The organism is Frateuria edaphi, assembly GCF_021117405.1.
GTDB classification, from domain to species: Bacteria; Pseudomonadota; Gammaproteobacteria; order Xanthomonadales; family Rhodanobacteraceae; genus Frateuria_A; species Frateuria_A edaphi.
In genome coordinates this window covers 3,249,048-3,271,219 of sequence record NZ_CP088251.1, presented here as the reverse complement: position 1 = coordinate 3,271,219, position 22,172 = coordinate 3,249,048, and the positions used below count along the sequence as shown (strand labels likewise).

Below are 22,172 nucleotides of genomic sequence, written 5' to 3'. Positions count from 1 at the left end.
GGCAGCGGTTGCGCCGACCCCGGTCGGTGCGCCCGAAGGGCCCAGGATGATGAGCGGGCAGACGGAAGACGGGGAACTGGCACGCCGAAAGGGCGTACGGCGCACCCTCTGGATCACCGGAACGATCGCGGTGGTGCTGTTCCTGCTCTCGATCCTGAGCATGGTGAAGATCGGCTAGCACAGGTATTCCCCGGATCCGTCTCGGCGGCCCGGCAAGCAGTTCCCCGCGCGGCACGGCGGGGATGGAAGCAAACGAAGAGATATCCACGGGGTCGCTCATGGGTCAGCAGCAAGCTTATTTCGTACCGGCCAAGAGTCATTGGCCGATCGTGGCCGCGGTGGTCATGTTCCTCACCGTGTTCGGTGCCGCGCATTGGCTGAACGCACCGCCGGGCGAAGCGGGCTTCGGCAAGACGGTCATCGCCATCGGTTTCATCGGGATCCTGCTGATGTTCTTCGGCTGGTTCCGCTCGGTGATCCATGAATCGCTGTCCGGCAAGTACGACGCGCAGGTGGATCGCTCGTTCCGCATGGGCATGATGTGGTTCATCTTCTCCGAGGTGATGTTCTTCGCCGCGTTCTTCGGCGCGCTGTTCTACACCCGCATGTTCTCCGTGCCGTGGCTGGGCGGCGAAGGCCATGGCGTGCTGACCCACCAGTTCCTGTGGAGCGATTACGCCGCAGCCTGGGGCGCCGGCGGCGGCAACGGCCCGGGCAACATCGGCGGCAATTTCCAGACGGTGGCGCCGTGGGGCCTGCCGCTGCTCAACACCCTGATCCTGCTCACCTCCAGCGTCACCGTGACCATCGGGCACCATGCGCTGAAGGCCGGCCACCGCGGCAAGATCCTGGTGTTCCTGGGCCTGACGGTCCTGCTGGGCGCCACCTTCGTGTACGCCCAGGCGCACGAGTACATGGAGGCCTACAAGGAGCTCAACCTCACGCTGCACACCGGCGTGTACGGCTCGACCTTCTTCATGCTGACCGGCTTCCACGGCCTGCACGTGACGCTGGGCACGATCATGCTGGCGATCATCTGGCTGCGCGTGCTCAAGGGCCACTTCAGCCCCGATCACCACTTCGGCTTCGAGGCAGTGGCGTGGTACTGGCATTTCGTGGACGTGGTGTGGCTTGGCCTGTTCATGTTCGTCTACATCCTCTGAGACGACAGCCGCGCAACAAGAAAGCCCGCCGATCGGCGGGCTTTTTTTTCGTGGTAGCTCACTTGTGGGCGATGTTTCTTGGCGGTCCGGTAAAAGACCCTCACGCGTGGGTTCCTGCACCAGTGCGGCTTGCGCTAAATGTCGCGCTTGCGGGCTTCGCTGGCCCGGGCCCGCTACAATTAGCGGCCGACGCCGTGGGGCTGCAGCCAGCCCATCCAGATGCCCAGCATGATCATGGCGATCAGCACGATCGACAGGCCGATACGCCGGGTCAGCGCCCAGGCGGTGCGTTTGCTGCCGTCCTTGTCGGTCATCATGTAATACAGCGCCTGGCCGAGGTTGAACACCACGATCAGGAACATGATCACCAGCGCGACTTTGTAGATGGTTTCCACGTGAGCGGTCCGAACGACTTCCCAGCCGGCAGTATAGCCACCGCCGACGAGGCCTCCGCGTGACACGTTGGCGCAGGCCGGCCTGGTGGAGCGTGCTGCTGACCGTGGCCGCCGCGGCGCTGTTCGTGCGCCTGGGCGTGTGGCAACTGGATCGCGCGGCCTACAAGGACAGCCTGGTGCGGCGTTATGCCGCCGCGGCCACTGCCCCGCCGGTACCCTTCGGGCAGGTCGCGGCCACGCCGCCGGCTGACGCGTTCCCGCGGGTGGCGGTACATGGCACCTGGCTGGCTGACCGCGCGTATCTGTTGGACAACCCCCACCACGATGCGCGCGGCGGAGCGGAGGTCTACGTGCCACTGGCGCTGCCCGGCCAGTCGCGCCTGCTGCTGGTGGATCTGGGCTTCCTGCCTGGCACCCCTGAGCAGGTGTCGGCGCTGCCGCCGTTGCCGGCCGGCGAGGTCGCCTTGCACGGGCTTTACCTGCCGCCGCCGGGCGTGGGCCTGGAACTGGGCGGGGATGCGCTGGCGGGCCAGGCGCATTGGCCCAAGACGACCATCTATCTGGAACTCGGCCAGGTGGCCAAGGACCTGGGTCGGCCGCTGTACCCGCGGGTGCTCGCGCTCGACGCGGACCCGACGGTGGCTTACCGGCGCGAGCATGCCTTCGACTTTTCCTCGATGCCGCCGGAGCGGCATCGGGCCTACGCCTTCCAGTGGTTCAGCTTTGCGGTCGCGGTGGTGGTGATCTTCCTGGTCCTGCACCGCAAGCGCCGCCCCCGACGCACGGACAACCCATGAACACACCCGCGCCTCCGACCCTCAAGGCCAGCCGCCTGAAGCTGCTGGCGATCATGGCGGTCTTCGCGCTGCCGATCATTGCCGCCGGCGTGCTGACCTTCACCGGCTGGCAGCCCAGCGGCAAGGGCTATGGCCAGCCGATCGAACCGCAGCGCAACTTCGTCGACGAACACCTGCGCGTGACGCTTGCCGACGCCAGCGACTACGCCTGGCGCGACCCCGCCGAGCCGCGCATGACCCTGGTCGCGCTGGCCGGCCCCGGCTGCGCTGCGCGCTGCTTCGAGACGCTGACAGGCATGGCCAAGGCATGGGTCACGCTCAATCGCAACCAGAAGCGCCTGCGCCTCCTGTATGTCGGTGAGCCACCGGCCGACGCGGGCCAGCTTGCGGCCATGAAGGCCTATTGGACGCTGGGGCGCGATGCAGAAGGCAAGCTCGGCGCCTTTCGCCCGCAGGCGCCCGACAGCGTGAGCGCGCTGCTCGTCGAATCCAACGGCACGGCACTGGCTTACTACCCCGCGGGCTTCGACGGCACCGGCCTGCTTCGCGACATGCACAAGGTGATCAAATGAACGGTGAGGATGGCGGCCGCATGCGGACCGCGAGCGAAACGCCGTTGGCGTCGTCCAGGGCGCGGCGCATCATGCGCTGGCTCGCGCTGTGCGCGGCGGTATTCGCCTTCGGCGTGGTGATGTTCGGCGCCTTCGTACGCCTGTCGAACGCAGGCCTGTCCTGCCCGGACTGGCCGACCTGCTACGGCCAGGTGACCTGGCCGCACCACGAACAGGCGGTGGCGCGGGCCGACGCGGCGTTCCCGGACCGCCCCTACGAGGCGAACAAGGCCTGGCGCGAACAGGTCCACCGCTTCCTTGCCGGCACGCTGGGCGTGCTGGTGCTCGTGCTGGCGCTGATGGCCGCCTGGCGTCCGCGCTGGGCGCGTGCTGCAGTGATCCTGGGCGCGGTCTTCGCCGCCGGCGGCGTCACCCTGTACATGCGCGGCGAGCATGCCTGGTCCTCGCTGCTGGCGGTGGTGGCGATCGCCCTGCCGCTGGCCGCCGCGACCCGGCTGCGCAGCCCCGGCGCGTGGCGGATCGCGGTGCTGGCGCTGGCAGTGATCATCTTCCAGGCCATGCTGGGCATGTGGACGGTCACCCTGTTGCTCAAGCCGATCGTAGTGATGGGCCACCTGCTCGGCGGCATCACCACTTTCGCGTTGCTGGCCTACGCGGCGCTGCGCTTCGCAGGCGTCGGCGCGCCCGATGAGCGCCACGCGGCGCTGCGCCGCTGGGTCGTGCTCGGCATCGTGCTGCTGGCCTGCCAGATCGCGCTGGGTGGCTGGACCTCGTCCAACTACGCTGCGCTCGCGTGCGGCACGGGCGCGGACGCCTTCCCCAAGTGCCTGGGCCAATGGATGCCGCCGACCGATTTCAAGGAAGGCTTCGTGCTGTGGCGCGGCATTGGCGTGAACTACGAGGGCGGCATCCTGGACATGGCCGCGCGCAGTGCGATCCAGGTCGCGCACCGCTTCGGTGCGCTGGTGGTGTTCGTCTACCTGATGTGGCTGGGCCATCGCGCTGCCAAACGCGGCCTGCGCCTGGCCGGCGCGGCGATCGGCGTGGTGCTTGTGGCACAGGTGCTGCTGGGCATCAGCAACGTACATTTCGGGCTACCCTTGCCGGTGGCGACCCTCCACAACGGTGTCGCTGCGTTGCTGCTGTTCACCCTGCTGGCTACGCTGGCGCGGACGCAGCGGCTCCCGGCCATCGGGTCGACCCACCCACATTGATAACAGGGAGTCCGGGCATGGCGAAATCTTCGGCGCGGTTGCTTGGTTTTGCGTTGGGCGCGGGAGCCGTCCTGCTGGCGGGCAACACGCTGGCGCAGGAACGGCCGGAAAAGGGCGTAAGCACCGGGGCCGTGGAGCGGCGCAGCCAGATACACGCCAGCGGCCAGGACATGGTTTCGGTCCAGCAGGAGCTCAAGCGCCGCGATGACGCCCGCCCGACCTTGTCGCCACAGCAGCTGACCGACCTGTTTCTCAGCCTGGACCAGGACAAGAACCTGCGCCTGACGCGTTCGGAACTGAAAAGCCTGCCCGCATTGCGCGCGCGCTTCGACAAGTTCGACGCGGACGGCGACCACCGGCTGTCCTACTCGGAGTTCGCCGACTACTCCGACACGGCCGCGGACGAGCTTGCACAGCGCACGCCCTGACCGCCTGGCCCACCCACACCGCGAAGTTTCCACGTGACCCTGCACCTGTCCCAGTACTTCCAACTGACCAAGCCGCGCGTCGTTGCGCTGCTGGTGTTCTGCGCCGTGATCGGCATGTTCCTGGCGGTGCCGGGCATTCCGCCGTGGCGCGCGCTGGTGTTCGGTACGTTGGGTATCTGGATGGCCTCCGGATCCGCCGCTGCGTTCAACCACCTGATCGACGAGCGCATCGACAAGCTCATGGCGCGTACCCAGCGTCGCCCTCTCGCTACCGGCCAGCTCAAGCCGCGCCAGGTGCTGGTGTTCGCGGTGCTGCTGGGCATCGCCTCGATGCTGGTGCTCGCGTTGCTGGTCAATCCGCTGACCGCCTGGCTGACCTTCGGCGGGCTGATCGGCTATGCGCTGGTCTACACCGCGTACCTGAAGCGCGCCACGCCGCAGAACATCGTGATCGGCGGCCTGGCCGGCGCGATCCCGCCGGTGCTTGGCTGGACCGCGGTCACCGGTCAGCTGCACGCCTTCGCGCTGCAGTTGTGCCTGATCATCTTCGTGTGGACGCCGCCGCACTTCTGGGCGCTGGCGATCTTCCGCCGTGAGGACTACGCGCGCGCAAAGATCCCGATGTTGCCGGTGACCCACGGCGTGGCCTACACCCGCTGGCACGTGCTGTTCTACACCGTGCTGCTGGTGCTGGTGACCCTGCTGCCGGCGTTGACCGGCTTCAGCGGCGCGGTATATCTCGGCGGCGCGCTGGTACTCGGCGGCGGCTTCCTCTACTACGCGATCCGCCTGCTCAACCCGCCGGACGAGTTTTTCGCGATGCGTGTGTTCAAGTACTCGATCGTGTACCTGATGGCGCTGTTCGCCTTCCTGCTGGCCGACCACTGGATAGCGCCGCCCTCGCAGCCCGGGCTGGTGCTGCAGTCGGCCGCCACCACGGCGGTGCCGACGTTGGCGCCGCTGGCGTCCGTGGCTCGCTGAGGCCTTACTCCCCGCAGTCGATGCCGTTGGCCTGCAGCAGATCGCGCAGGCCGGCCAATTGGGTCGCGTACTGCTTCCAGCGGCCCACCCCGGCCTTGTGGATGGGATCGCGCACCTGCAGTGCGCTGGCGGTCGAACTGGCCGCGCGGTTGCGCTCGAAGTGCAAGCAGGCGTCGTTCCACGGCAGGCCGCAGTGCGCAAGCAGTTGCCGCGTGGTGGCTTCCGGCGCATCGACCAGCGATTCGTAATCGACCTCCAGGATGCGTCCGGGCAGCACGTGCCGCCAGTGCGCCATCAAGCGGTCGAACAGCGCGTAGTAGCGGCCGATGTCGAGCAGGTCGAACGCGTAGCCATGGAAGAACGAACCCTCGGCGAACGGCTCGCGGAAATTCCCCAGGCACGTGTCCAGCGGGTGGCGACGCAGGCAGACGAGCCTGGCGTTCGGCAACGCCTGCGCAATGAAGCCGGCATAGAGGAAATTGTGCGGGAACTTGTCGACGAAACGCGGCTTGAGCGCCGTCGCCGGCCGCGTACTGGCCAGGTAGAGCTCGCCCAGCCGATTCCAGTCCAGCCGTGTGGCGCGCGCCACCACGTCGGGATCGAGCGGCACCGGGGCCGTGCCACCGGCGAGGCGGCGTAGCCAGATGCTGAAGTTTTCCAGCTCGCCGGCGGCGTGCACTTCCGGGTGGCTGGCGATGATCCGCTCCACCAGCGTGGTGCCGCTGCGCGGCATGCCCATGACGAAGATCGGCTCGTCGCTCAGGCAACCGCCCGGGGAAGCCGGCGGCGCGGGGAGAGCGTGGATGAGCGATTCGACCATCGCCGCGTCCCGTGCCGGCGCGTAGCGCAGGTTTGCGCGAACCGCCTGTTTGCCGCGGCTGAAGTGTTCGAACGCCTGCGCATGATCGCCGAGGTCCTCATGTTCCTTGCCCAGCGCCATGTTGAGCTGGTAGGCCGCGGCCGGTTCGGCGCCATGGCTGGCCAGCAGTGCGGACAGCCGCTCGATGTGGTTGCATCCGGCATCCTGGCGCCGCACCCGCGACAGCGCGCCGTGCGCCACCCAGTACTTGGGCGCCAGCGCCAGGCACGCTTCCAGCGCGCGCTCGGCATCCGCCGCGCGGCCGGCATAGACAAGCGACATGGCCAGGTTGAACTGGCACACCGGGTTGTCCGGCGCCAGCGCAGCCGCATGGCGATACAGGCTGGCCGCCCGTTCGTGCGTGTGGCATTGCGTGAACACCGTGCCCAGCGCATCGAGCAGGAGCGGATCGCGGGGAGCCAGCGCATTGGCGGCAAGGGCTACCTGCAGCGCATCGCTCGGGCGATGGGCGCGCACCAGCGCACGGGCGAACTGCACGGCATAGTCGGCCCGCCGGGGCTCGCCGCTCGCCGCGCGGTGCAGGTGTTCCAGTGCCACGCCGACCTGGCGCAACTCCAGCGCGCCGACACCGGCCAGGTAATGTGCCTCGGTGCTCGCCGGCACGAGCTTGAGCATCTGCGTGGCGAGAACGTGCAGGCCCGCGAAGTCGTGCTGGCGCAGCGCGGCGCGGGCCTGCTCATGCAGACGGTCGAACGAAGGGGAAGCCGCTGCCGTCACTGGCCCATCCGGCGGAGAAGGGTGCGCAGCATGCCTGATCGCGCGCGCCGCGGCCAATGTGAAAAAGGACAGGGACGCCTGTAGCCCATTGACAGACGAGCGTGTGGACACCAGAATGCGCGCGCCTTCCGGCGCGCCGCGCCGCGGCATTCCCCAAGACCTTCCAAGGCATATGGACGTCTACCCTAGTCGCAACGTCGACATCCGCGTGCTTCGGATGCCGGCGTCGCATCACAAGCTGAACGCCTGCGGCGACCGCCTGCGGTCGGCCGGCGCTTTCCTGGACTAGGAAACGCCCGGCCCACTCCCGCGGTGTCGTCGGCACCGTACGAGGAGATGGGTCATGGACCTCCTTCGCGATCTTCCGTGGCTGCGCCTGTGGCGCCGCCTTGCCGTCGGCCGCCATAGCGCGGCGCGGCCGGTCTACGCCATCACCGTTCCCGCGCCGCTGGCCGACGCGGGCCTGGCCGAACGGCGCAATCCCGTGGTGGTAACCCAGCCCGCCCCGCTGCCGTGCGCGGTGAACGGGTGAGCCTGCATCCGTTGCACAGGGGCTGGCCCCCGCCAGGACCTCGTCCCATCCGGCCGTCCAGACGACCGGACCTGCTGTAGCCGGCGCGCCTGATCGAAGGCAAGCGTCGTTCGACGAGGCGAAAGACGGAAGCGGACAGATGATCAGGCAGACCCTCCACAGCGCGGCGGCCCGGGCAACCGGCAGAGGCGCGGCGCCGGCACGCGTGATGGCGGTCGACTACGCGCGGCTGCGCAACGACGAACTGCTGGCCCGGCTCGACACCGGCACGGCAGGCCTGGATGCCGAACGCATCGCCGCGCGCCTGCACCGCGATGGCGCCAACGAGGTCTCGCACGAGAAGCCGCCGCACTGGTCGCGCCAGCTGCTGCGCGCCTGCCGCAACCCGTTCATCGCGGTGCTGGTGTTGCTGGCCATCGTGCAACTGGCGACCGACCGCGAGGACCTCACCGGACCGCTGATCATCGCCGTGATGGTGGGCATCAGCGTGCTGCTCAGCTTCACCCAGGAATACCGCTCCTCGCGCGCCGCCGAGCGGCTCAAGGCGATGGTGCGCAATACCGCCAGCGTCACCCGCCGCGCGGCCGACGGTCACAGCGAGCGCATCGAGGTGCCGGTCGGCGAACTGGTCGTCGGCGACATCGTGCACCTGGGCGCGGGCGACATGGTGCCGGCCGACCTGCGCCTGCTCTCGGCCAAGGATCTGTTCATCAGCCAGGCGATCCTGACCGGCGAATCGCTGCCGGTGGAAAAGGCGGCGCCCACGGCGCGGGACCTGGCCGAGGGCGACGGCAAAGATCCGCTGGACCTGCCCACGGTCTGCTACATGGGCACCAACGTGGTCAGCGGCACCGCGATCGCCGTGGCGGTGGCGACCGGTTCGCGCAGTTACCTGGGCTCGCTGGCGCACACGTTGTCCGGGCAGCGCGTGCAGACCAGCTTCGACCGCGGCGTGCGCTCGGTCAGCTGGCTCCTGATCCGTTTCATGGCGGTGATGGTGCCGGTGGTGTTCGCCATCAACGGGCTGGACAAGCACGACTGGCTGCAGGCATTCCTGTTCGCGCTGTCGGTGGCGGTCGGCCTCACGCCCGAGATGCTGCCGCTGATCGTCACCGCGAACCTGGGCAAGGGCGCGATGGCGATGTCCCGTCGCAAGGTGGTGGTCAAGCGCCTCAACGCGATCCAGAACTTCGGCGCGATGGACGTGCTGTGTACCGACAAGACCGGCACGCTGACGCTCGACCGGATCGTGCTCGAACGCCATCTGGACCTGGACGGCGAAGCGTCGGACGAGGCGCTGGAATACGGCTATCTCAACAGCCGTTTCCAGACGGGCCTGAAGAACCTGATGGACAAGGCGGTGCTGGCCCATCGCAACCTCGAGCCGATGGCCGCGCGCTTCCGCCTGGTCGACGAGATACCGTTCGACTTCCAGCGCCGGCGCATGTCGGTGGTGCTCGGCGGTGACGACGGGCAGCACTTGCTGGTGTGCAAGGGCGCGGTCGAGGAAATGCTCGCCATCTGTACCGCCGCGCGGCTGGACGGCATCGACACCACGCTCGACGACGCCCAGCGTGCGGAGATCCGCGCGATGACCCGCCGCCTCAACGAGGACGGCCTGCGCGTACTGGTCGTGGCGATCAAGCGGCAAAACCCGAGTGGGCGCGCCTATGGCCTGGCCGACGAGGCGGGCCTGACGGCGATCGGGTGCCTGGCGTTCCTCGACCCGCCCAAGGACTCGGCCGCCACCGCGATCGCGGCGCTGCGCGACCACGGCGTGGCGGTGAAGGTGGTCACCGGTGACAACGAGGCGGTCACGCGCAAGATCTGCCGCGAGGTCGGCCTGGACGTGGCACATTCGGCGCAAGGCCGCGACATCGAACCGCTGGACGAGCCCGCGCTCGACGCGCTAGTGGCGCGCACCACCGTGTTTGCCAAGATGTCCCCGCTGCAGAAGGCGCGCGTGGTCAAGTCGCTGCAGCGCCAGGGTCACACCGTCGGCTTCCTCGGCGATGGCATCAACGACGCGCCGGCGCTGCGCGAGGCCGACGTGGGCATCTCGGTGGACAGCGCGACCGACATCGCCAAGGAGTCGGCCGACATCATCCTGCTTGAAAAAAACCTGATGGTGCTGGAAGAGGGCGTGATCGAGGGCCGCATCACCTTCGGCAACGTCATGAAGTACATCAAGATGACCGCCAGCTCGAACTTCGGCAACGTGTTCAGCGTGCTGGTGGCCAGCGCCTTCCTGCCGTTCCTGCCGATGTTGCCGCTGCAGCTGCTGGTGCAGAACCTGCTCTACGACATCTCGCAGCTGGCGATTCCCTTCGACCGCATGGATGAGGAATACCTCAAATCCCCGCGCCAGTGGGACGCCAGCGACATCGGCCGCTTCATGGCGTGGATCGGACCGGTCAGCTCGATCTTCGACCTCACCACGTTCTGGCTGCTGTGGCACCTGTTCGGGGCGAACGACGTGGCGCACCAGGCGCTCTTCCAGTCCGGCTGGTTCGTCGAGGGGCTGCTCTCGCAGACCTTGATCGTGCACATGATCCGCACGCGGCGGATTCCGTTCGTGCAGAGCATTGCGGCCGCCCCCGTGCTTGCGCTGACGGTGGCCATCGGCGCGATCGGCTTGTTCATTCCCTACAGTCGACTGGGCGCCAAGCTCGGGATGACCGGGTTGCCGCCGGCGTACTTCGGTTGGCTGGCCTTGACGCTGCTTTGCTATGCCGTGCTGACGCAGCTGGTGAAGCGCGTGTACATGCGGCGCTACGGCCGCTGGCTCTGACTCTTCGGGGAATTTTTCCTACGAATTTTGCCGATACCGCCACCAGCGGCCGACAGCTATAAAACCTGTCGGGGGAATCCTTGCCAACGTGTAGGGGTTCATATGCAAGCAAGAATTTTGATGGCTCGCGCGCTGATGCTGGCGGGCCTGGGATGCTGCGGCCTGCCGGCCGCGTGGGCCGGCACGGCGTTGCCCGACCACCAGGAATTCGAGGCGTCGTTGCAGGTACCGTTCCAGGCAGTCGCCGGACGGCCGGTGACGCTGCATTTTGCCTATCCGGGCGCCGCGCCCGGCACACCGGTCGCCTGGCAAGTCGCCTTGCTGGATCGTGATGGCCGCGTGCTGCGCGCCTGGGACGGCCACAGCACGCTGCACGCGCGCACGGCCACGGCCCGCGTGCATTGGGATGGCAAGGGCGACCGTGGCGAAGCCTTGCCAGCCGGCTATTACACGATGCGCCTGCGCGCGATCGCGCTCGACGAAGCCAACGTTCGGCAACTGGGTACCGGCCTGGCTGGCCATGCGCTGGCCTTGGCCGCCGATCGCGCGCCCGACCGCATCGAGGAGCAGCGCTACGACATCCAGGTTGGCGCCGTGGCGCCCGCGCGCGTGCCGGCCTTCCGCGCGCTGCCTCGCCATGGCGGTACGTTGCAGGTCCAGTCCGTCAGCGCCGGTTCGCTGCCCTACACGATCTATTACGGCAACCTGCACAGCCAGACCAACCACAGTGACGGCGGCGGCGACCTTGCCACCTGCGACAGCGAACAGGCGCCGCAGAGCAGCGCCTACGGCCCGGCCGACGCCTACCAGTACGCGATGAACCGCGGGCTCGACATGCTGATGACCTCCGAGCACAACCACATGTTCGATGGTTCCACCGGCACCAACACATCGGCCGATCCGGCCACGGCCAAGAACCTGTTCGCCTCGGGCCTGCAGGCCGCAAGCTCCTTCCGTGCCGCGCACCCGAACTTCCTGGCCGTGTACGGCCAGGAGTGGGGTGTGATCAGCAACGGCGGCCACATGAACATCCTCAACGCCGACGGCCTGATCGAGTGGGAGAAGAACAGCGCCGGGCAGGTGATCGGCGACTATTACATCGCCAAGGGCGACTACGCCTCGCTGTACACGCTGATGCGCCAGCATGGCTGGATCGGCCAGTTCAACCATCCGGCTTCCAGCGGCCAGTTCGTCGTCAACGGCACCAACTTCGGCTACACCGCCGACGGCGACACGGTGATGATGCTGGCCGAAGTGCTCAACAGCTCGGCCTTCTCGGCCAATACCAGCGAGACCGAAACCTCGCGGCCGAACTACGAGACCGCCTTCAACACCATCCTCGAACGCGGCTACCACGTGGCGCCCAGTTCCGACCAGGACAACCACTGCGCCAACTGGGGCGCGAGCTACACCAACCGCACCGGCGTGCTGATCCCGAGCGGCACGGCGCTCAGTCTGACCAGCTTCCTCGACGCGCTGCGCGCACGCCGCGTATTCGCGACGGAAGACAAGACCGACCAGATCGTGCTCACCGCCAACGGGCACGTCATGGGCGAGCGCTTCAGCAACTCTGGTCTGCTTACGCTCACCGTCAACTACGCCAGCACGTCCGGCGACAGCGTGCAGCGCGTGCAGGTGTTCCAGGGCGTCCCTGGCAGCAACGGCACCGTGACGTCGTTGTCCGAAACCGCGACCACCACGATCACGCCGACCGCGGGCGAGCATTTCTACTACGCCAAGATCACGCAGGCCGACGGCAACCGATTGTGGTCCGCGCCGGTCTGGGTAAGCCAGGGAAGCGGCGGCGGTAGCGGCGATACCACGCCGCCGACGGTCAGCGCCTCGGAAAGCGGCAGCGCCGGTACGATCACGCTGGCCGCCACGGCCAGCGACAACGTCGGCGTCAGCCGCGTGGAGTTCTACGTCGATGGCGCGCTCAAGGCTACCGACAGCAGCTCGCCCTACCAGGCCAACCTCGACTCGACCACGCTCACCGACGGCTCGCACACGCTCGTGGCCAAGGCCTACGACGCGGCCGGCAACGTCGGCAGCAGTTCGGGCGTGGGCTTCAGCGTCGCCAACGGCAGCGGCGGCAGCAGCGGCCAATTGCTGAGCAACGGCGGCTTCGAGAGCGGCGCCACCGCCTGGACCCAGACCAGTGGCGTCATCACCAGCGACAGCAGTGAAGCGGCCCACGCCGGCAGCTGGAAGGCGTGGCTGGACGGCTACGGCAGCAGCCACACCGACTACGTGCGGCAGCAGGTAAGCATCCCTTCGACCGTGAGCAGTGCCACGCTGGACTTCTACCTGCACATCGACAGCGCCGAAGGTACCGGCACCGCCTACGACACGCTGCAGGTGCAGGTGATCACCTCCACCGGCAAGTACGTCACGCTGGCCACCTACTCCAACACGGACGCCGCCAGCGGCTACCAGCACCACACCCTGAGCCTGAGCGGCTACAAGGGACAAACGGTGCAGGTGAACTTCTACGGCGTCGAGGATGGAAGCCTGCAGACTTCGTTCGTGGTCGACGACGTGGCGGTCAAAACCCAGTAACGGAAACCCTGTAGGAGTCCATGGGGGCTCCTACAGGGTCGGCTGCGCCTTTGCGTACCGACGCGCCAGCACCGCGCACACCATCAGCTGCAACTGGTGGAAGATCATCAGTGGCAACAGCAGGGCTCCCAATCCGCCGGCCTGGGAGGCGAACAGGATCTTGGCCATCGGCACGCCGCTGGCCAGGCTCTTCTTCGAGCCGCAGAACACCAGCGTGATGCGGTCGGCTCGGGCGAAGCCGAACAGCCTGCCAGCCGCGCTGGTGCACAGCAGCGCCAGCGCCAGCAGCAGCGCGCCCACGCCGAGCGTGGCCAGCAGGGCCAGCGGCGCGGTGGCGCGCCACAGGCCGTCGACCACCGCCTCGCCGAAGGCGGCGTAGACCACCAGCAGGATCGTGCCGCGGTCGGTGACCCCCAACACTGGGCGATGGCGGTCGACCCAGTGCCCGATCCACGGCCGCAGCAGGTGCCCGACGGCAAACGGCAGCAGCAACAGCCTGACGATCTGCCACACGCCCGCGGCGCCGGGCGCGTGTCCGCCGTGCGTGGCCAGCAGCAACTCGACCAGCAGCGGCGTCAGCACGATCCCGATCAGGCTCGACAGCGAGGCGCTCACCACCGCGGCGGGGACGTTGCCGCCGGCGATCGAGGTGAACGCGATCGACGACTGCACCGTCGACGGCAGCGTGCAGACGAACAGCACGCCAAGCGCCAGCGAGGGCGTCAACAGGGCGCGCGCCAGCGGCGCCAGCAGTAAGCCCAGTAGCGGAAACAGCACGAAGGTGCTGGCGAATACCGCCAGATGCAGCCGCCAGTGCGTCACGCCGCGAAGGATCGCCGCGCGCGAGAGCTTCGCGCCGTGCAGGAAGAACAGCAGCATGATCGCCGCGTCGGTGATCCGGTCCAGCCACAACGCGGCATCGCCGCGGCACGGCAACACCGTGGCCAGGCCGACGGCGGCGAGCAGGGCGAGGGTGAAGCCGTCCGGAAGCAGGCGACGCAGCGGGGCAAGGGACATGTGACTCGGGAGCCAAAGCGAGTGCAACGGACGATTGTAGCGGGCCGGCTCAGTCGTCCATGCCGCGACGCGCACGCCAACGATGGCGCCACCACAACACGATGCCGGCGATCACCAGCAGCGCGGCGAGGATCCAGATCCCGTGCTGCCCGCGTCCGATCCACATCGCCAGCCACTCGCGGTTGTTGGCGCCGAAGTAGCCCAGGTACACCCACACCGGCACGCTGATCAGCGCGGCCAGCCCGTCGAGCAGGAAGAATCGCAGGAACGACACGCGGTGCGTGGCGCCCGCGGTCACGTAGACCGCCGTGCGCATGCCGGGCAGGAAGCGCGCCAGGAACAACAGGCGATTGCCGTAGCGGGCGAACTTTTCCTGCACGCGCGCGTAGCGCTGGGGCGTGAGCAGTCGGGCCACCAGTGGCCACTGCATGATGCGCGCGCCATGCCGATGGCCGAGCAGGAACATCGCCGCATCGCCGACCAGCACGCCGACCAGCGAAACCAGCGCCATCACGTGCACGTTGGCGAAACCCAGGCCGGCGATCACGCCGCCGGCGACCAGCGTGATGTCCTCGGGCAACGGCGCGCCGGCGCCGCACAGCAGCAGCGCGGCGAACACCGCCAGGTAGCCGCTTTCGGCAAACAGCACGATCAGCCGTTCAAGCAACGCCATCGTTGCTCCTGGCGGGCGCGCGCGTCGATCGGGAATGGCGCACGCGCCAGGAAACATGCCGCATCGATCAGCCCTGCGTCGGGGACGGACGGCGTGCCGCCAGCAGTTCGCGCAGCTCGGCTTTCTCGGCGCTGGTCAGGGTGCCGTCGCGGTGCCTCGCGGTGAGTGCTTCGCGGCGCAGCGCGGTGGCCTGCTCCTCCATTCGCCTCAGTGCATCGAGGAATTCCTCGCGCTGGACGTCCGGCTCGCCGACCACCATCGCCGCCATCAGCTTCTGCAGTGCCGGATACTCCGGGCGCTCGGCAAAGTGTTCGACCAGCATCGCCGGATTGATGCCCGGGCGCGCGCGGCACAGATCGACCAGTTCGGCCAGCAGTCCGACGCCCGGCTTGTCCAGCCGCAGGAAACGGTAGGGCGGTTCGACCAGGTCGGCCAGTCCCGGTTGCGCCAGCAGCAGCGCGATGGCGCTGCGCACCAGCGAACGCTGCACGGCCACGGGACGCTGTACCGCGCGGCGCGCAGCCGGCTCGGCCGGCACGTTGGCGCGCGCGCCGGTGCGCCTTTCCAGTTCCTGCGCCATCAGGTCGCGGAAGGCGCCGTCGGGAAGCCTGGCGATCAGCGGGCGCGCGCGTTCGGCCAGTCGCGCGCGGCCGTCGAGGCTGGCCGTGTCCACGTCGTGCGCCAGTTCGCCGAAGAAATAATCCGACAGGGGCGTGGCATCCTTCAGGCGCTTCTCGAAGCCTTCCTTGCCTTCCTTCCGCACCAGCGAGTCCGGGTCTTCGCCGTCGGGGAGGAACAGGAAATACGCCTGGCGGCCGTCACGCAGTCGCGGCAGCGCCGCGTCCAGCGCCTTCCACGCCGCGGCGCGGCCGGCGCGGTCGCCATCGAAGCAGAACACCACGTCGGGCGCGGCGCGAAACAGCACTTCGGTGTGCTCGGGCGTGGTCGCGGTGCCCAGCGTGGCCACCGCAATCGGCAGGCCCGCCTGATGCAGCGCGATCACGTCCATGTAGCCCTCGACCACCACGATGCGCGCGAGCTGGCTGTTGGCCTGCTTGACCTGCCACAGCGCGAACAGCTCGCGGCCCTTGTGGAATAGCGGCGTCTCGGGCGAGTTGAGGTATTTCGGCGATTGCTCCGCGCTCAGCACCCGGCCACCGAAGGCGATCACGCGGCCGCGGCGGTCGAGGATGGGGAACATCAGCCGCTCGCGGAAACGGTCGTAGCGATGGCCCCGCTCGCCGGTGGCGACCATGCCCGCTTCGGTGAGCAACTGCATGCGACGGTCGCTGCCGCCCAGCGCCTTGATCAGTCCGTCGTAGCCAGCCGGCGCCCAGCCCAGCCGGAAGCGCGCGATGGTGTCGGCGTCCAGACCGCGCTTGCGGCAATAGGCCTGCGCCTCGGCGTTCCTGGGCAGCTCGGTTTCATACCAGCGCGCCGCATTGTCGAGCAGCGCGTAGAGGTCGGTCTTGTCCTCGCGCGGCGCCGCCTCGCGACCACCTTCGCGTGGCACGGTCAGGCCGACCGCCTGCGCCAGTTCCTCCACCGCGTCGGGGAACTCCAACCGCTCGTAGTCCATCAGGAACTTGACCGCGCTGCCGTGCGCGCCGCAGCCGAAGCAGTGGAAGAACTGCTTGGCGGGACTGACGTAGAACGAGGGCGTGCGCTCGTTGTGGAACGGGCAGCAGGCGGTCCATTCGCGCCCGGCCTTCTTCAAGGGCACGCGCCGCTCGATCACGTCGACGATGTCGACGCGGGCGAGCAGTTCGTCGATGAAGCTGTCGGGGATACGGCCGCGCATAGGCGGCTAGTCTAGGGCTTGTGCCCGTGTTCCGGGGACGCCTGCGGCATTGCGCGAAGGCGGGCCGCCGGGCCCGCCCTCGTGTACGCCATGCGCGGTGGCTTTCGCCTCGCTACAGGATGTGGAACACCCCGATCACCGCCAGCAGGGCGATGATGAACAGGATCACGAAGATCACGAACAGGACCTTGGCGATCGTCGCGGCGATGCCGGAAATCCCGCCGAAACCGAGCCAGCCGGCGATCAGCGAGATGATGGCGAAAATGATGGCCCACTTCAGCATGCGGCTTCTCCCTCGCCGCGCGGCCGGGGGCGGGAGCCTCCGATCCGGCGACGCCGCAACGTTGTAGGGGAAGCGGCGTGAAGGGTGCGCATCAGCTCGCTGTGCGCGGTGTGAGGGGCAAGGCCTCGAGTGCGAGGACGCGGGCACGAGCTTCCACATCCCGCCCTTTGAAGGGGAGGGCGGGATGGATTGTGGTTGGCCTCAGCCGCCCAGTCGCGCCTTGATGCGCGAGGACACCTGCGCCATGTCGGCGCGGCCGGCAGCCTGCTGCTTGACCGAAGCCACCACCTTGCCCATGTCGCGCGGCGAGGTCGCGCCCGTCTGCGTGATGGCGGCGTCGATGAGCGCGTCGACCTCGGCCTCGGACAGCTTGGCCGGCAGATAGGCCTCGATCACTACCATCTCGGCGCGCTCGACGTCCGCGAGATCCACGCGACCGGCGGCGTCGTACTGCACAATCGAGTCACGCCGCTGCTTGAGCATCTTTTCCAGCACGGCGAGGGTCTGCGCCTCGTCCAGCTCGATGCGCTCGTCCACCTCGCGCTGCTTGATCGCGGCCAGGATCAGGCGGATCACCGCCAGGCGATCCTTCTCGCCGCCGCGCATGGCGGCCTTCATGTCGTCGGTGATGCGCTGCTTGAGGCTCATGGGCTATCTCCGGAAACGCGAAAGGCCGGTGTCGCCGTGGAGGGCAACACCGGCCTTGGGGATGAAAGAACCGCCGTGCCGCGCGCTACGCAGCGGCAGACGGATCAGTACATCCGGGTCTTGCGCGAAACGTCGCGCGAGAGGCGGCGCAGGTGGCGCTTCACCGCGGCGGCACGCTTGCGCTTGCGCTCCTGGGTCGGCTTCTCGTAGAACTCGCGCTTGCGGGTTTCGGCGAGGACGCCGGCCTTTTCGCAGGTACGCTTGAAACGGCGCAGGGCAAGCTCGAACGGCTCGTTCTCGCGAACTTTTACGCTGGGCATGAAAACTCCGGGTGGTAAACTGGCCCGCCAACCTGGCGCGCCTGTGGAATAGGGCGAGCCGCGAAGTATAGCGTGCACACCAACCAACTTTCAAACCCGTCCAACAAACCCGTTCTCGGCGTGGAAACCTCCTGCGACGAGACCGGCGTGGCGTTGCTGCGCTGGGAGCCCGAGGCCCCCGGCCGCGGCCTGCTGGCGCACACGCTCTACAGCCAGATCAAGCTGCACGCCGACTACGGCGGCGTGGTGCCCGAACTGGCCAGCCGCGACCACGTGCGCAAGCTGCTGCCCCTGGTGCGCGAGGCGCTGGCGCAGGCAGGCATGACCCCCGCCGACCTCGGCGGCGTGGCCTACACCGCCGGTCCCGGCCTGGTCGGCGCGCTGCTGGTCGGTGCGGCGGCGGCCCGCGCGATGGCCTGGGCACTGGACGTGCCGGCGATCGGCGTGCACCACATGGAAGGCCACCTGCTGGCGCCGCTGCTGGAGCCCGATCCGCCCGAACCGCCGTTCGTGGCGCTGCTGGTTTCCGGCGGCCATTCCATGCTGGTCGAGGTGCGCGCGATCGGACAGTACCGCCTGCTTGGCGACACCCTGGACGATGCCGCCGGCGAAGCGTTCGACAAGACCGCCAAGCTGATGGGCCTGCCGTACCCGGGCGGCCCGGCGCTGGCGAAGCTGGCCGAACAGGGCCGGCCCGGCGCGTTCCGCTTCTCCCGGCCGATGACCGACCGGCCCGGGCTGGATTTCAGCTTCTCGGGCCTCAAGACCCAGGTGCTGCTGGCGTGGAAGCAGTCCGATCAGTCCGACCAGACCCGCGCCGACGTCGCGCGCGGTTTCGAGGAAGCCATCGTCGACACGTTGGTGATCAAGTGCCGCCGCGCGCTGGAAGCGACCGGCACGCACCGGCTGGTGATCGCCGGCGGCGTCGGTGCCAACAGGCGCCTGCGTGAAACGCTGGCGGCCGCCGGCGAGAAGGATGGCTTCCGCACCTACTTCCCGCGACTGCAGTTCTGCACCGACAACGGCGCCATGATCGCGCTGGCCGGCGCGATCCGGCTGGCGGCGGGCCAAGGGCAGGACGAAGCGGTGCGCGTGTCGCCGCGCTGGGACCTGGAAAGCCTGCAGCCGGTGTAGGCGTGCACCGAAAGTGCACGACGCCATGCGGGCCGGCCCGCACGGTCGTTCCCGCGCTCACGCACTTCGGCGTGCTCCTGCATGCCCTAAACTGGCGCGATGGACATCGTTTTCATCGAAGACCTGCGCATCGACGCCGTGATCGGCATCTACGACTGGGAGCGGCGCGTGCGCCAGACCCTCGCGTTCGACATCGAGATGGCGTTCGACAACACCGTCCCGGCCGCCAGCGACGACATCGCGCACACGCTCAACTACAAGGACGTCTCCAAGCGCCTGATCGACTACGTCGGCAGCTCCAGCTTCGGCCTGGTCGAGACGCTCGCCGAGCGTTGCGCGGCGATCATTCGGGAGGAGTTCGGCGTGGCGTGGGTGCGCCTGAAGCTGTCCAAGCCCGGCGCCGTGCGCGGCGCGCACTCGGTCGGCGTGCGCATCGAACGCGGCACGCGCCCGCAGTAATCCCATCGGCGGCGCCTGCGCGGCGTCGTCCGCCGCGGCCGTGGCGTGCCGCGTGCGACCGGCCGAAAGGAGACCGCATGCCTTCCCTGTCCCAACTGATCGATCTTCCCTGGATGCGCACCCTGCTGGGTGTGCTGGCTGTGCTGGCGCTGGCGTGGTTGGCCGGCGAGCTGTGCCGGCGCCTGCTGCTGCGGCTGGTGTGCGGTGTCGCGCGGCGCACCGCCTGGCACTGGGACGATGCATTGCTGCAGCACGGGGCCTTCGGATGGCTGGCGCGACTGGCGTCGCCGCTCGCGCTTTCCTACGGCATCGCGCTGGTCCCCGGCGTGCCCGCTGCGGTCGAAGCGGCAGTGGCCAAAGCCATGCTGGCGCTGGTGGTGCTGTGCGTGGTGATGGCGCTGAACGCCGCGCTGTCGGCGGCCGAGGACGTGTTCCGGCAGACGACGGTGGGCCAACAGCGCCCGATCAAGGGCGCGGTGCAGCTGACCAAGCTCGGCCTGTACCTGGTCGGTGCGCTGGTGGTGATCGCGGCGGTGACCGGCAAGCAGGTGGGCCTGCTGCTGTCGGGCCTGGGCGCGATGTCCGCCGTGCTGATGCTGATCTTCAAGGACACCATCCTGGGCTTCGTCGCCGGGGTGCAGCTGTCTTCCAACGACCTGTTGCGGGTCGGCGACTGGATCGAGATGCCGCAGCTCAACGCGGACGGCGACGTGATCGACATCGCCCTGCACACGATCAAGGTGCGCAACTGGGACAAGACCGTCACCAGCATCCCGAGCTGGCGGCTGATGTCCGAGCCGTACAAGAACTGGCGCGGGATGCAGGAGAGCGGCGGGCGGCGGATCAAGCGTGCGCTGCACATCGACGCCGCGAGCGTGCACTTCCTGGACGAGGCGCAGATCGCGCGCCTGGCCCGGTTGCGCCTGCTGGCCGACTATCTGCCGACGAAGACGCGCGACCTCGCGCAGTGGAACCAGACGTTGGGCGAGGCCGCCACGCTGCCGGCCAATCGACGCCGGCTGACCAACCTGGGCACCTTCCGTGCCTACGTGCAGGCCTACCTGGACGGCCATCCGCGCATCCACCGCGGCCTGAGCTGCATCGTCCGCCAGCTCGACGGCGGCGCCCAAGGCGTACCGCTGGAGCTGTACTGCTTCACCGCCACGACGGCGTGGGCCGAGTACGAAGGCATCCAGGCGGATATCTTCGAGCACCTGTTCGCGCTGCTGCCCGAGTTCGGCCTGGCGCTGTACCAGCAGCCCTCGGGCCAGGACGTGCGCGCGGCGCTGGCGTCACCCGCGCGTGCCCGCGCGCTGGCCGGGGCCTGAGGCAATGGGACGCGCCTACCTGAGCCTGGGTTCCAACCTCGAACCCGAGCGTCACCTGCGTGCGGCGCTGGACGAACTGCGCGCGCGTTTCGGCGCGATCGACGTGTCGCCGGCCTACCGCAGCCGTGCGGTGGGCTTCGAGGGCAGCGATTTCATCAACCTCGCGGTGGCGCTGGACACCGAGCTTGAACCGGAAGCGCTGAACGACTGGCTGCATGCGCTGGAAGATCGCCACGGCCGGCGCCGCGACGTGCCGCGCTATTCCGACCGCACGCTGGACGTGGACATCGTGCTCTACGACCAGCGCGTGCTCGAAGGTTCCGGTCACCTGCAGATCCCGCGCAAGGAACTGCGCCACGCCTTCGTGCTCAAGCCGCTGGCGGACATCGCGCCCGACCTGCGTCATCCACTGGACGGACGCAGCATGGCCGAACTGTGGGCGGCGTTCCCGCAGCAAAGCGAACCGCTCGCGCCGACTCCCCTGTAGGAGCGCCGTTGGGCGCGAGCGGGCGCACGCGGTCGTCTCCTAAGGTTGCTGCCGCAGGCTCGCAGCCACTGTCGCGCGCGCGGAGCCGATGCTAGAAAGGCGTCCGGTATTCACGGATCGAAGGGGGAAACGCATGGCCGGCAAGTTTGCGCGCAGTTGGGCATTGATGAAGGCGAGCGCCGCGGTATTGCGGTCGGACAAGGCCCTGCTGGCCTTTCCGCTGCTTTCCGGGCTGTGTTCGCTGGTGGTGGCGGCGAGTTTCCTGGTGCCGGTCGCGCTGGCGGTGATCGCCAGCGACGGCCGCACGCTCGACCGCGAGCACTGGTCGGCGGCGACCTGGCTACTGATGTTCGCCTTCTACCTGGTGCAGTACTTCGTGATCGTGTTCTTCAACACCGCGCTGGCCGGCTGCGCGCTGCGCCACCTGCGCGGCGAGCCGACCAGCCTGTCCGATGGCCTGGCCCTGGCCCGCTCGCGCTGGGCCAGCATCCTGGGCTACGCGCTGATCGCCGCCACCGTGGGCCTGTTCCTGCGGGCGCTGCAGGAGCGGCTGGGCCTGGTCGGCCGTCTGGTCGCCGGCCTGCTCGGCCTGGCCTGGACGGTGGCGACCTTCCTGGTGGTGCCGGTGCTGGCGAGCCAGGCGGTGGGGCCGGTCGATGCGGTCAAGCGCAGCGTGGAACTGCTCAAGCGCACGTGGGGCGAGAACCTGATCGGCACCGTGGGCCTGGGCGCTGCGTTCGGGCTGATGACCTTCATGGCCGTGCTGCTCGGCGCGTTGCTGGTCGGCGGCGCCTTCGCGCTGCATTCGATGCCGGTGGTGGTGGCGGCGGTGGTCGTGGTGGTGGTCGCGCTGGTGCTGTTGAGCCTGGTACAGGCCTCGCTGCAGGGCATCTACGCGGCGGCGCTGTACCGCTACGCCGAGGTCGGCGAGAGCGGTACCGGTTTCGAGCCGGCGCTGCTGCAGGGCGCCTTCCGTCCGAAGAAGTAAGGCGA

Annotated in this window: 23 protein-coding genes; 15 read left to right on the top strand and 8 right to left on the bottom strand. The window is 68.5% G+C overall.

The features are described from left to right. Nucleotides 1–49: 49 nt before the first annotated feature. Together LQ772_RS17355 and LQ772_RS15265 are read left to right on the top strand one after the other, a co-directional pair. On the top strand, nt 50–178 hold the full coding sequence (locus tag LQ772_RS17355; RefSeq protein ID WP_256445231.1) for a hypothetical protein: 129 nt from the start codon (nt 50–52) through the stop codon (nt 176–178). 100 nt (nt 179–278) lie between these two features. Then, the gene (locus tag LQ772_RS15265) at nt 279–1,163 is read left to right on the top strand and encodes a cytochrome c oxidase subunit 3 (RefSeq protein ID WP_231321979.1); all 885 of its coding nucleotides are present in this window, start codon (nt 279–281) and stop codon (nt 1,161–1,163) included. A gap of 179 nt (nt 1,164–1,342) precedes the next feature. On the opposite strand, the gene LQ772_RS15260 is transcribed toward LQ772_RS15265, so the two are convergent. Then, nucleotides 1,343–1,558, bottom strand: a complete 216-nt coding sequence (locus tag LQ772_RS15260) for a twin transmembrane helix small protein (RefSeq protein ID WP_231321978.1) — start codon at nt 1,556–1,558, stop codon at nt 1,343–1,345. Between the two features lie 59 nt (nt 1,559–1,617). On the opposite strand from LQ772_RS15260, the gene LQ772_RS15255 reads away from it, so the two are divergent. The 5 genes from LQ772_RS15255 to cyoE are packed head-to-tail and all read left to right on the top strand — an operon-like array spanning nt 1,618 to nt 5,550. Next, nucleotides 1,618–2,355 (top strand): SURF1 family protein, encoded by a 738-nt coding sequence (locus LQ772_RS15255; RefSeq protein ID WP_231321977.1) that lies wholly within the window; start codon nt 1,618–1,620, stop codon nt 2,353–2,355. Further along, complete coding sequence (locus LQ772_RS15250; RefSeq protein WP_231321976.1) at nt 2,352–2,927, top strand: hypothetical protein; 576 nt, start codon at nt 2,352–2,354, stop codon at nt 2,925–2,927. Before LQ772_RS15255 ends, LQ772_RS15250 begins: the two co-directional genes overlap by 4 nt. Before the next feature lie 20 nt (nt 2,928–2,947). Beyond that, the gene (locus tag LQ772_RS15245) at nt 2,948–4,141 is read left to right on the top strand and encodes a COX15/CtaA family protein (protein WP_231321974.1); all 1,194 of its coding nucleotides are present in this window, start codon (nt 2,948–2,950) and stop codon (nt 4,139–4,141) included. 17 nt (nt 4,142–4,158) lie between these two features. After that, entirely contained in the window at nt 4,159–4,569 is a 411-nt protein-coding gene (locus LQ772_RS15240) for an EF-hand domain-containing protein (protein WP_231321973.1), read from the top strand. 33 nt (nt 4,570–4,602) lie between these two features. Beyond that, complete coding sequence (cyoE, locus tag LQ772_RS15235; RefSeq protein ID WP_231321972.1) at nt 4,603–5,550, top strand: heme o synthase; 948 nt, start codon at nt 4,603–4,605, stop codon at nt 5,548–5,550. Nucleotides 5,551–5,554: 4 nt separating this feature from the next. Here cyoE and LQ772_RS15230 read toward each other — a convergent pair whose 3' ends face one another. Beyond that, entirely contained in the window at nt 5,555–7,147 is a 1,593-nt protein-coding gene (locus LQ772_RS15230) for a tetratricopeptide repeat-containing sulfotransferase family protein (protein ID WP_231321970.1), read from the bottom strand. A gap of 343 nt (nt 7,148–7,490) precedes the next feature. Here LQ772_RS15230 and LQ772_RS15225 point away from each other — a divergent pair, with 343 nt between their 5' ends. The 3 genes from LQ772_RS15225 (at nt 7,491) to LQ772_RS15215 (ending at nt 13,029) form a co-directional block, all read left to right on the top strand. Then, entirely contained in the window at nt 7,491–7,679 is a 189-nt protein-coding gene (locus LQ772_RS15225) for a hypothetical protein (protein ID WP_231321969.1), read from the top strand. A 139-nt stretch (nt 7,680–7,818) separates the two neighbouring features. After that, nucleotides 7,819–10,470, top strand: a complete 2,652-nt coding sequence (gene mgtA / locus LQ772_RS15220; protein ID WP_231321967.1) for a magnesium-translocating P-type ATPase — start codon at nt 7,819–7,821, stop codon at nt 10,468–10,470. Nucleotides 10,471–10,590: 120 nt separating this feature from the next. Next, a complete protein-coding gene (locus tag LQ772_RS15215) occupies nt 10,591–13,029 on the top strand; it encodes a CehA/McbA family metallohydrolase (RefSeq protein WP_231321964.1) in 2,439 nt (812 codons plus the stop codon). 30 nt (nt 13,030–13,059) lie between these two features. Here the strand turns inward: LQ772_RS15215 and LQ772_RS15210 are convergent, their stop codons facing one another. The 6 genes from LQ772_RS15210 to rpsU all read right to left on the bottom strand — a co-directional run bounded on the left by LQ772_RS15210 (nt 13,060) and on the right by rpsU (nt 17,771). Continuing rightward, entirely contained in the window at nt 13,060–14,046 is a 987-nt protein-coding gene (locus LQ772_RS15210) for a bile acid:sodium symporter family protein (RefSeq protein ID WP_231321962.1), read from the bottom strand. A 49-nt stretch (nt 14,047–14,095) separates the two neighbouring features. After that, nucleotides 14,096–14,719 (bottom strand): DedA family protein, encoded by a 624-nt coding sequence (locus tag LQ772_RS15205; RefSeq protein ID WP_231321960.1) that lies wholly within the window; start codon nt 14,717–14,719, stop codon nt 14,096–14,098. 67 nt (nt 14,720–14,786) lie between these two features. Further along, entirely contained in the window at nt 14,787–16,520 is a 1,734-nt protein-coding gene (gene dnaG, locus LQ772_RS15200) for a DNA primase (RefSeq protein WP_231321959.1), read from the bottom strand. 112 nt (nt 16,521–16,632) lie between these two features. Continuing rightward, nucleotides 16,633–16,803 (bottom strand): DUF1328 domain-containing protein, encoded by a 171-nt coding sequence (locus tag LQ772_RS15195; protein WP_231321958.1) that lies wholly within the window; start codon nt 16,801–16,803, stop codon nt 16,633–16,635. Nucleotides 16,804–17,004: 201 nt separating this feature from the next. After that, entirely contained in the window at nt 17,005–17,451 is a 447-nt protein-coding gene (locus tag LQ772_RS15190; RefSeq protein ID WP_231321957.1) for a GatB/YqeY domain-containing protein, read from the bottom strand. 104 nt (nt 17,452–17,555) lie between these two features. Continuing rightward, a complete protein-coding gene (gene rpsU, locus LQ772_RS15185) occupies nt 17,556–17,771 on the bottom strand; it encodes a 30S ribosomal protein S21 (protein ID WP_055999514.1) in 216 nt (71 codons plus the stop codon). A 72-nt stretch (nt 17,772–17,843) separates the two neighbouring features. Here rpsU and tsaD point away from each other — a divergent pair, with 72 nt between their 5' ends. The 5 genes from tsaD (at nt 17,844) to LQ772_RS15160 (ending at nt 22,167) form a co-directional block, all read left to right on the top strand. Beyond that, a complete protein-coding gene (gene tsaD, locus LQ772_RS15180) occupies nt 17,844–18,905 on the top strand; it encodes a tRNA (adenosine(37)-N6)-threonylcarbamoyltransferase complex transferase subunit TsaD (protein WP_231321956.1) in 1,062 nt (353 codons plus the stop codon). 99 nt (nt 18,906–19,004) lie between these two features. Next, the gene (folB, locus tag LQ772_RS15175; RefSeq protein ID WP_231321955.1) at nt 19,005–19,364 is read left to right on the top strand and encodes a dihydroneopterin aldolase; all 360 of its coding nucleotides are present in this window, start codon (nt 19,005–19,007) and stop codon (nt 19,362–19,364) included. A gap of 77 nt (nt 19,365–19,441) precedes the next feature. Further along, on the top strand, nt 19,442–20,692 hold the full coding sequence (locus LQ772_RS15170) for a mechanosensitive ion channel family protein (protein WP_231321954.1): 1,251 nt from the start codon (nt 19,442–19,444) through the stop codon (nt 20,690–20,692). A gap of 4 nt (nt 20,693–20,696) precedes the next feature. After that, the gene (gene folK / locus LQ772_RS15165; protein ID WP_231321953.1) at nt 20,697–21,179 is read left to right on the top strand and encodes a 2-amino-4-hydroxy-6-hydroxymethyldihydropteridine diphosphokinase; all 483 of its coding nucleotides are present in this window, start codon (nt 20,697–20,699) and stop codon (nt 21,177–21,179) included. Nucleotides 21,180–21,312: 133 nt separating this feature from the next. Beyond that, nucleotides 21,313–22,167, top strand: coding sequence for a DUF6159 family protein (locus LQ772_RS15160; protein ID WP_231321950.1), 855 nt, complete (start codon nt 21,313–21,315; stop codon nt 22,165–22,167). Nucleotides 22,168–22,172: the final 5 nt, after the last annotated feature.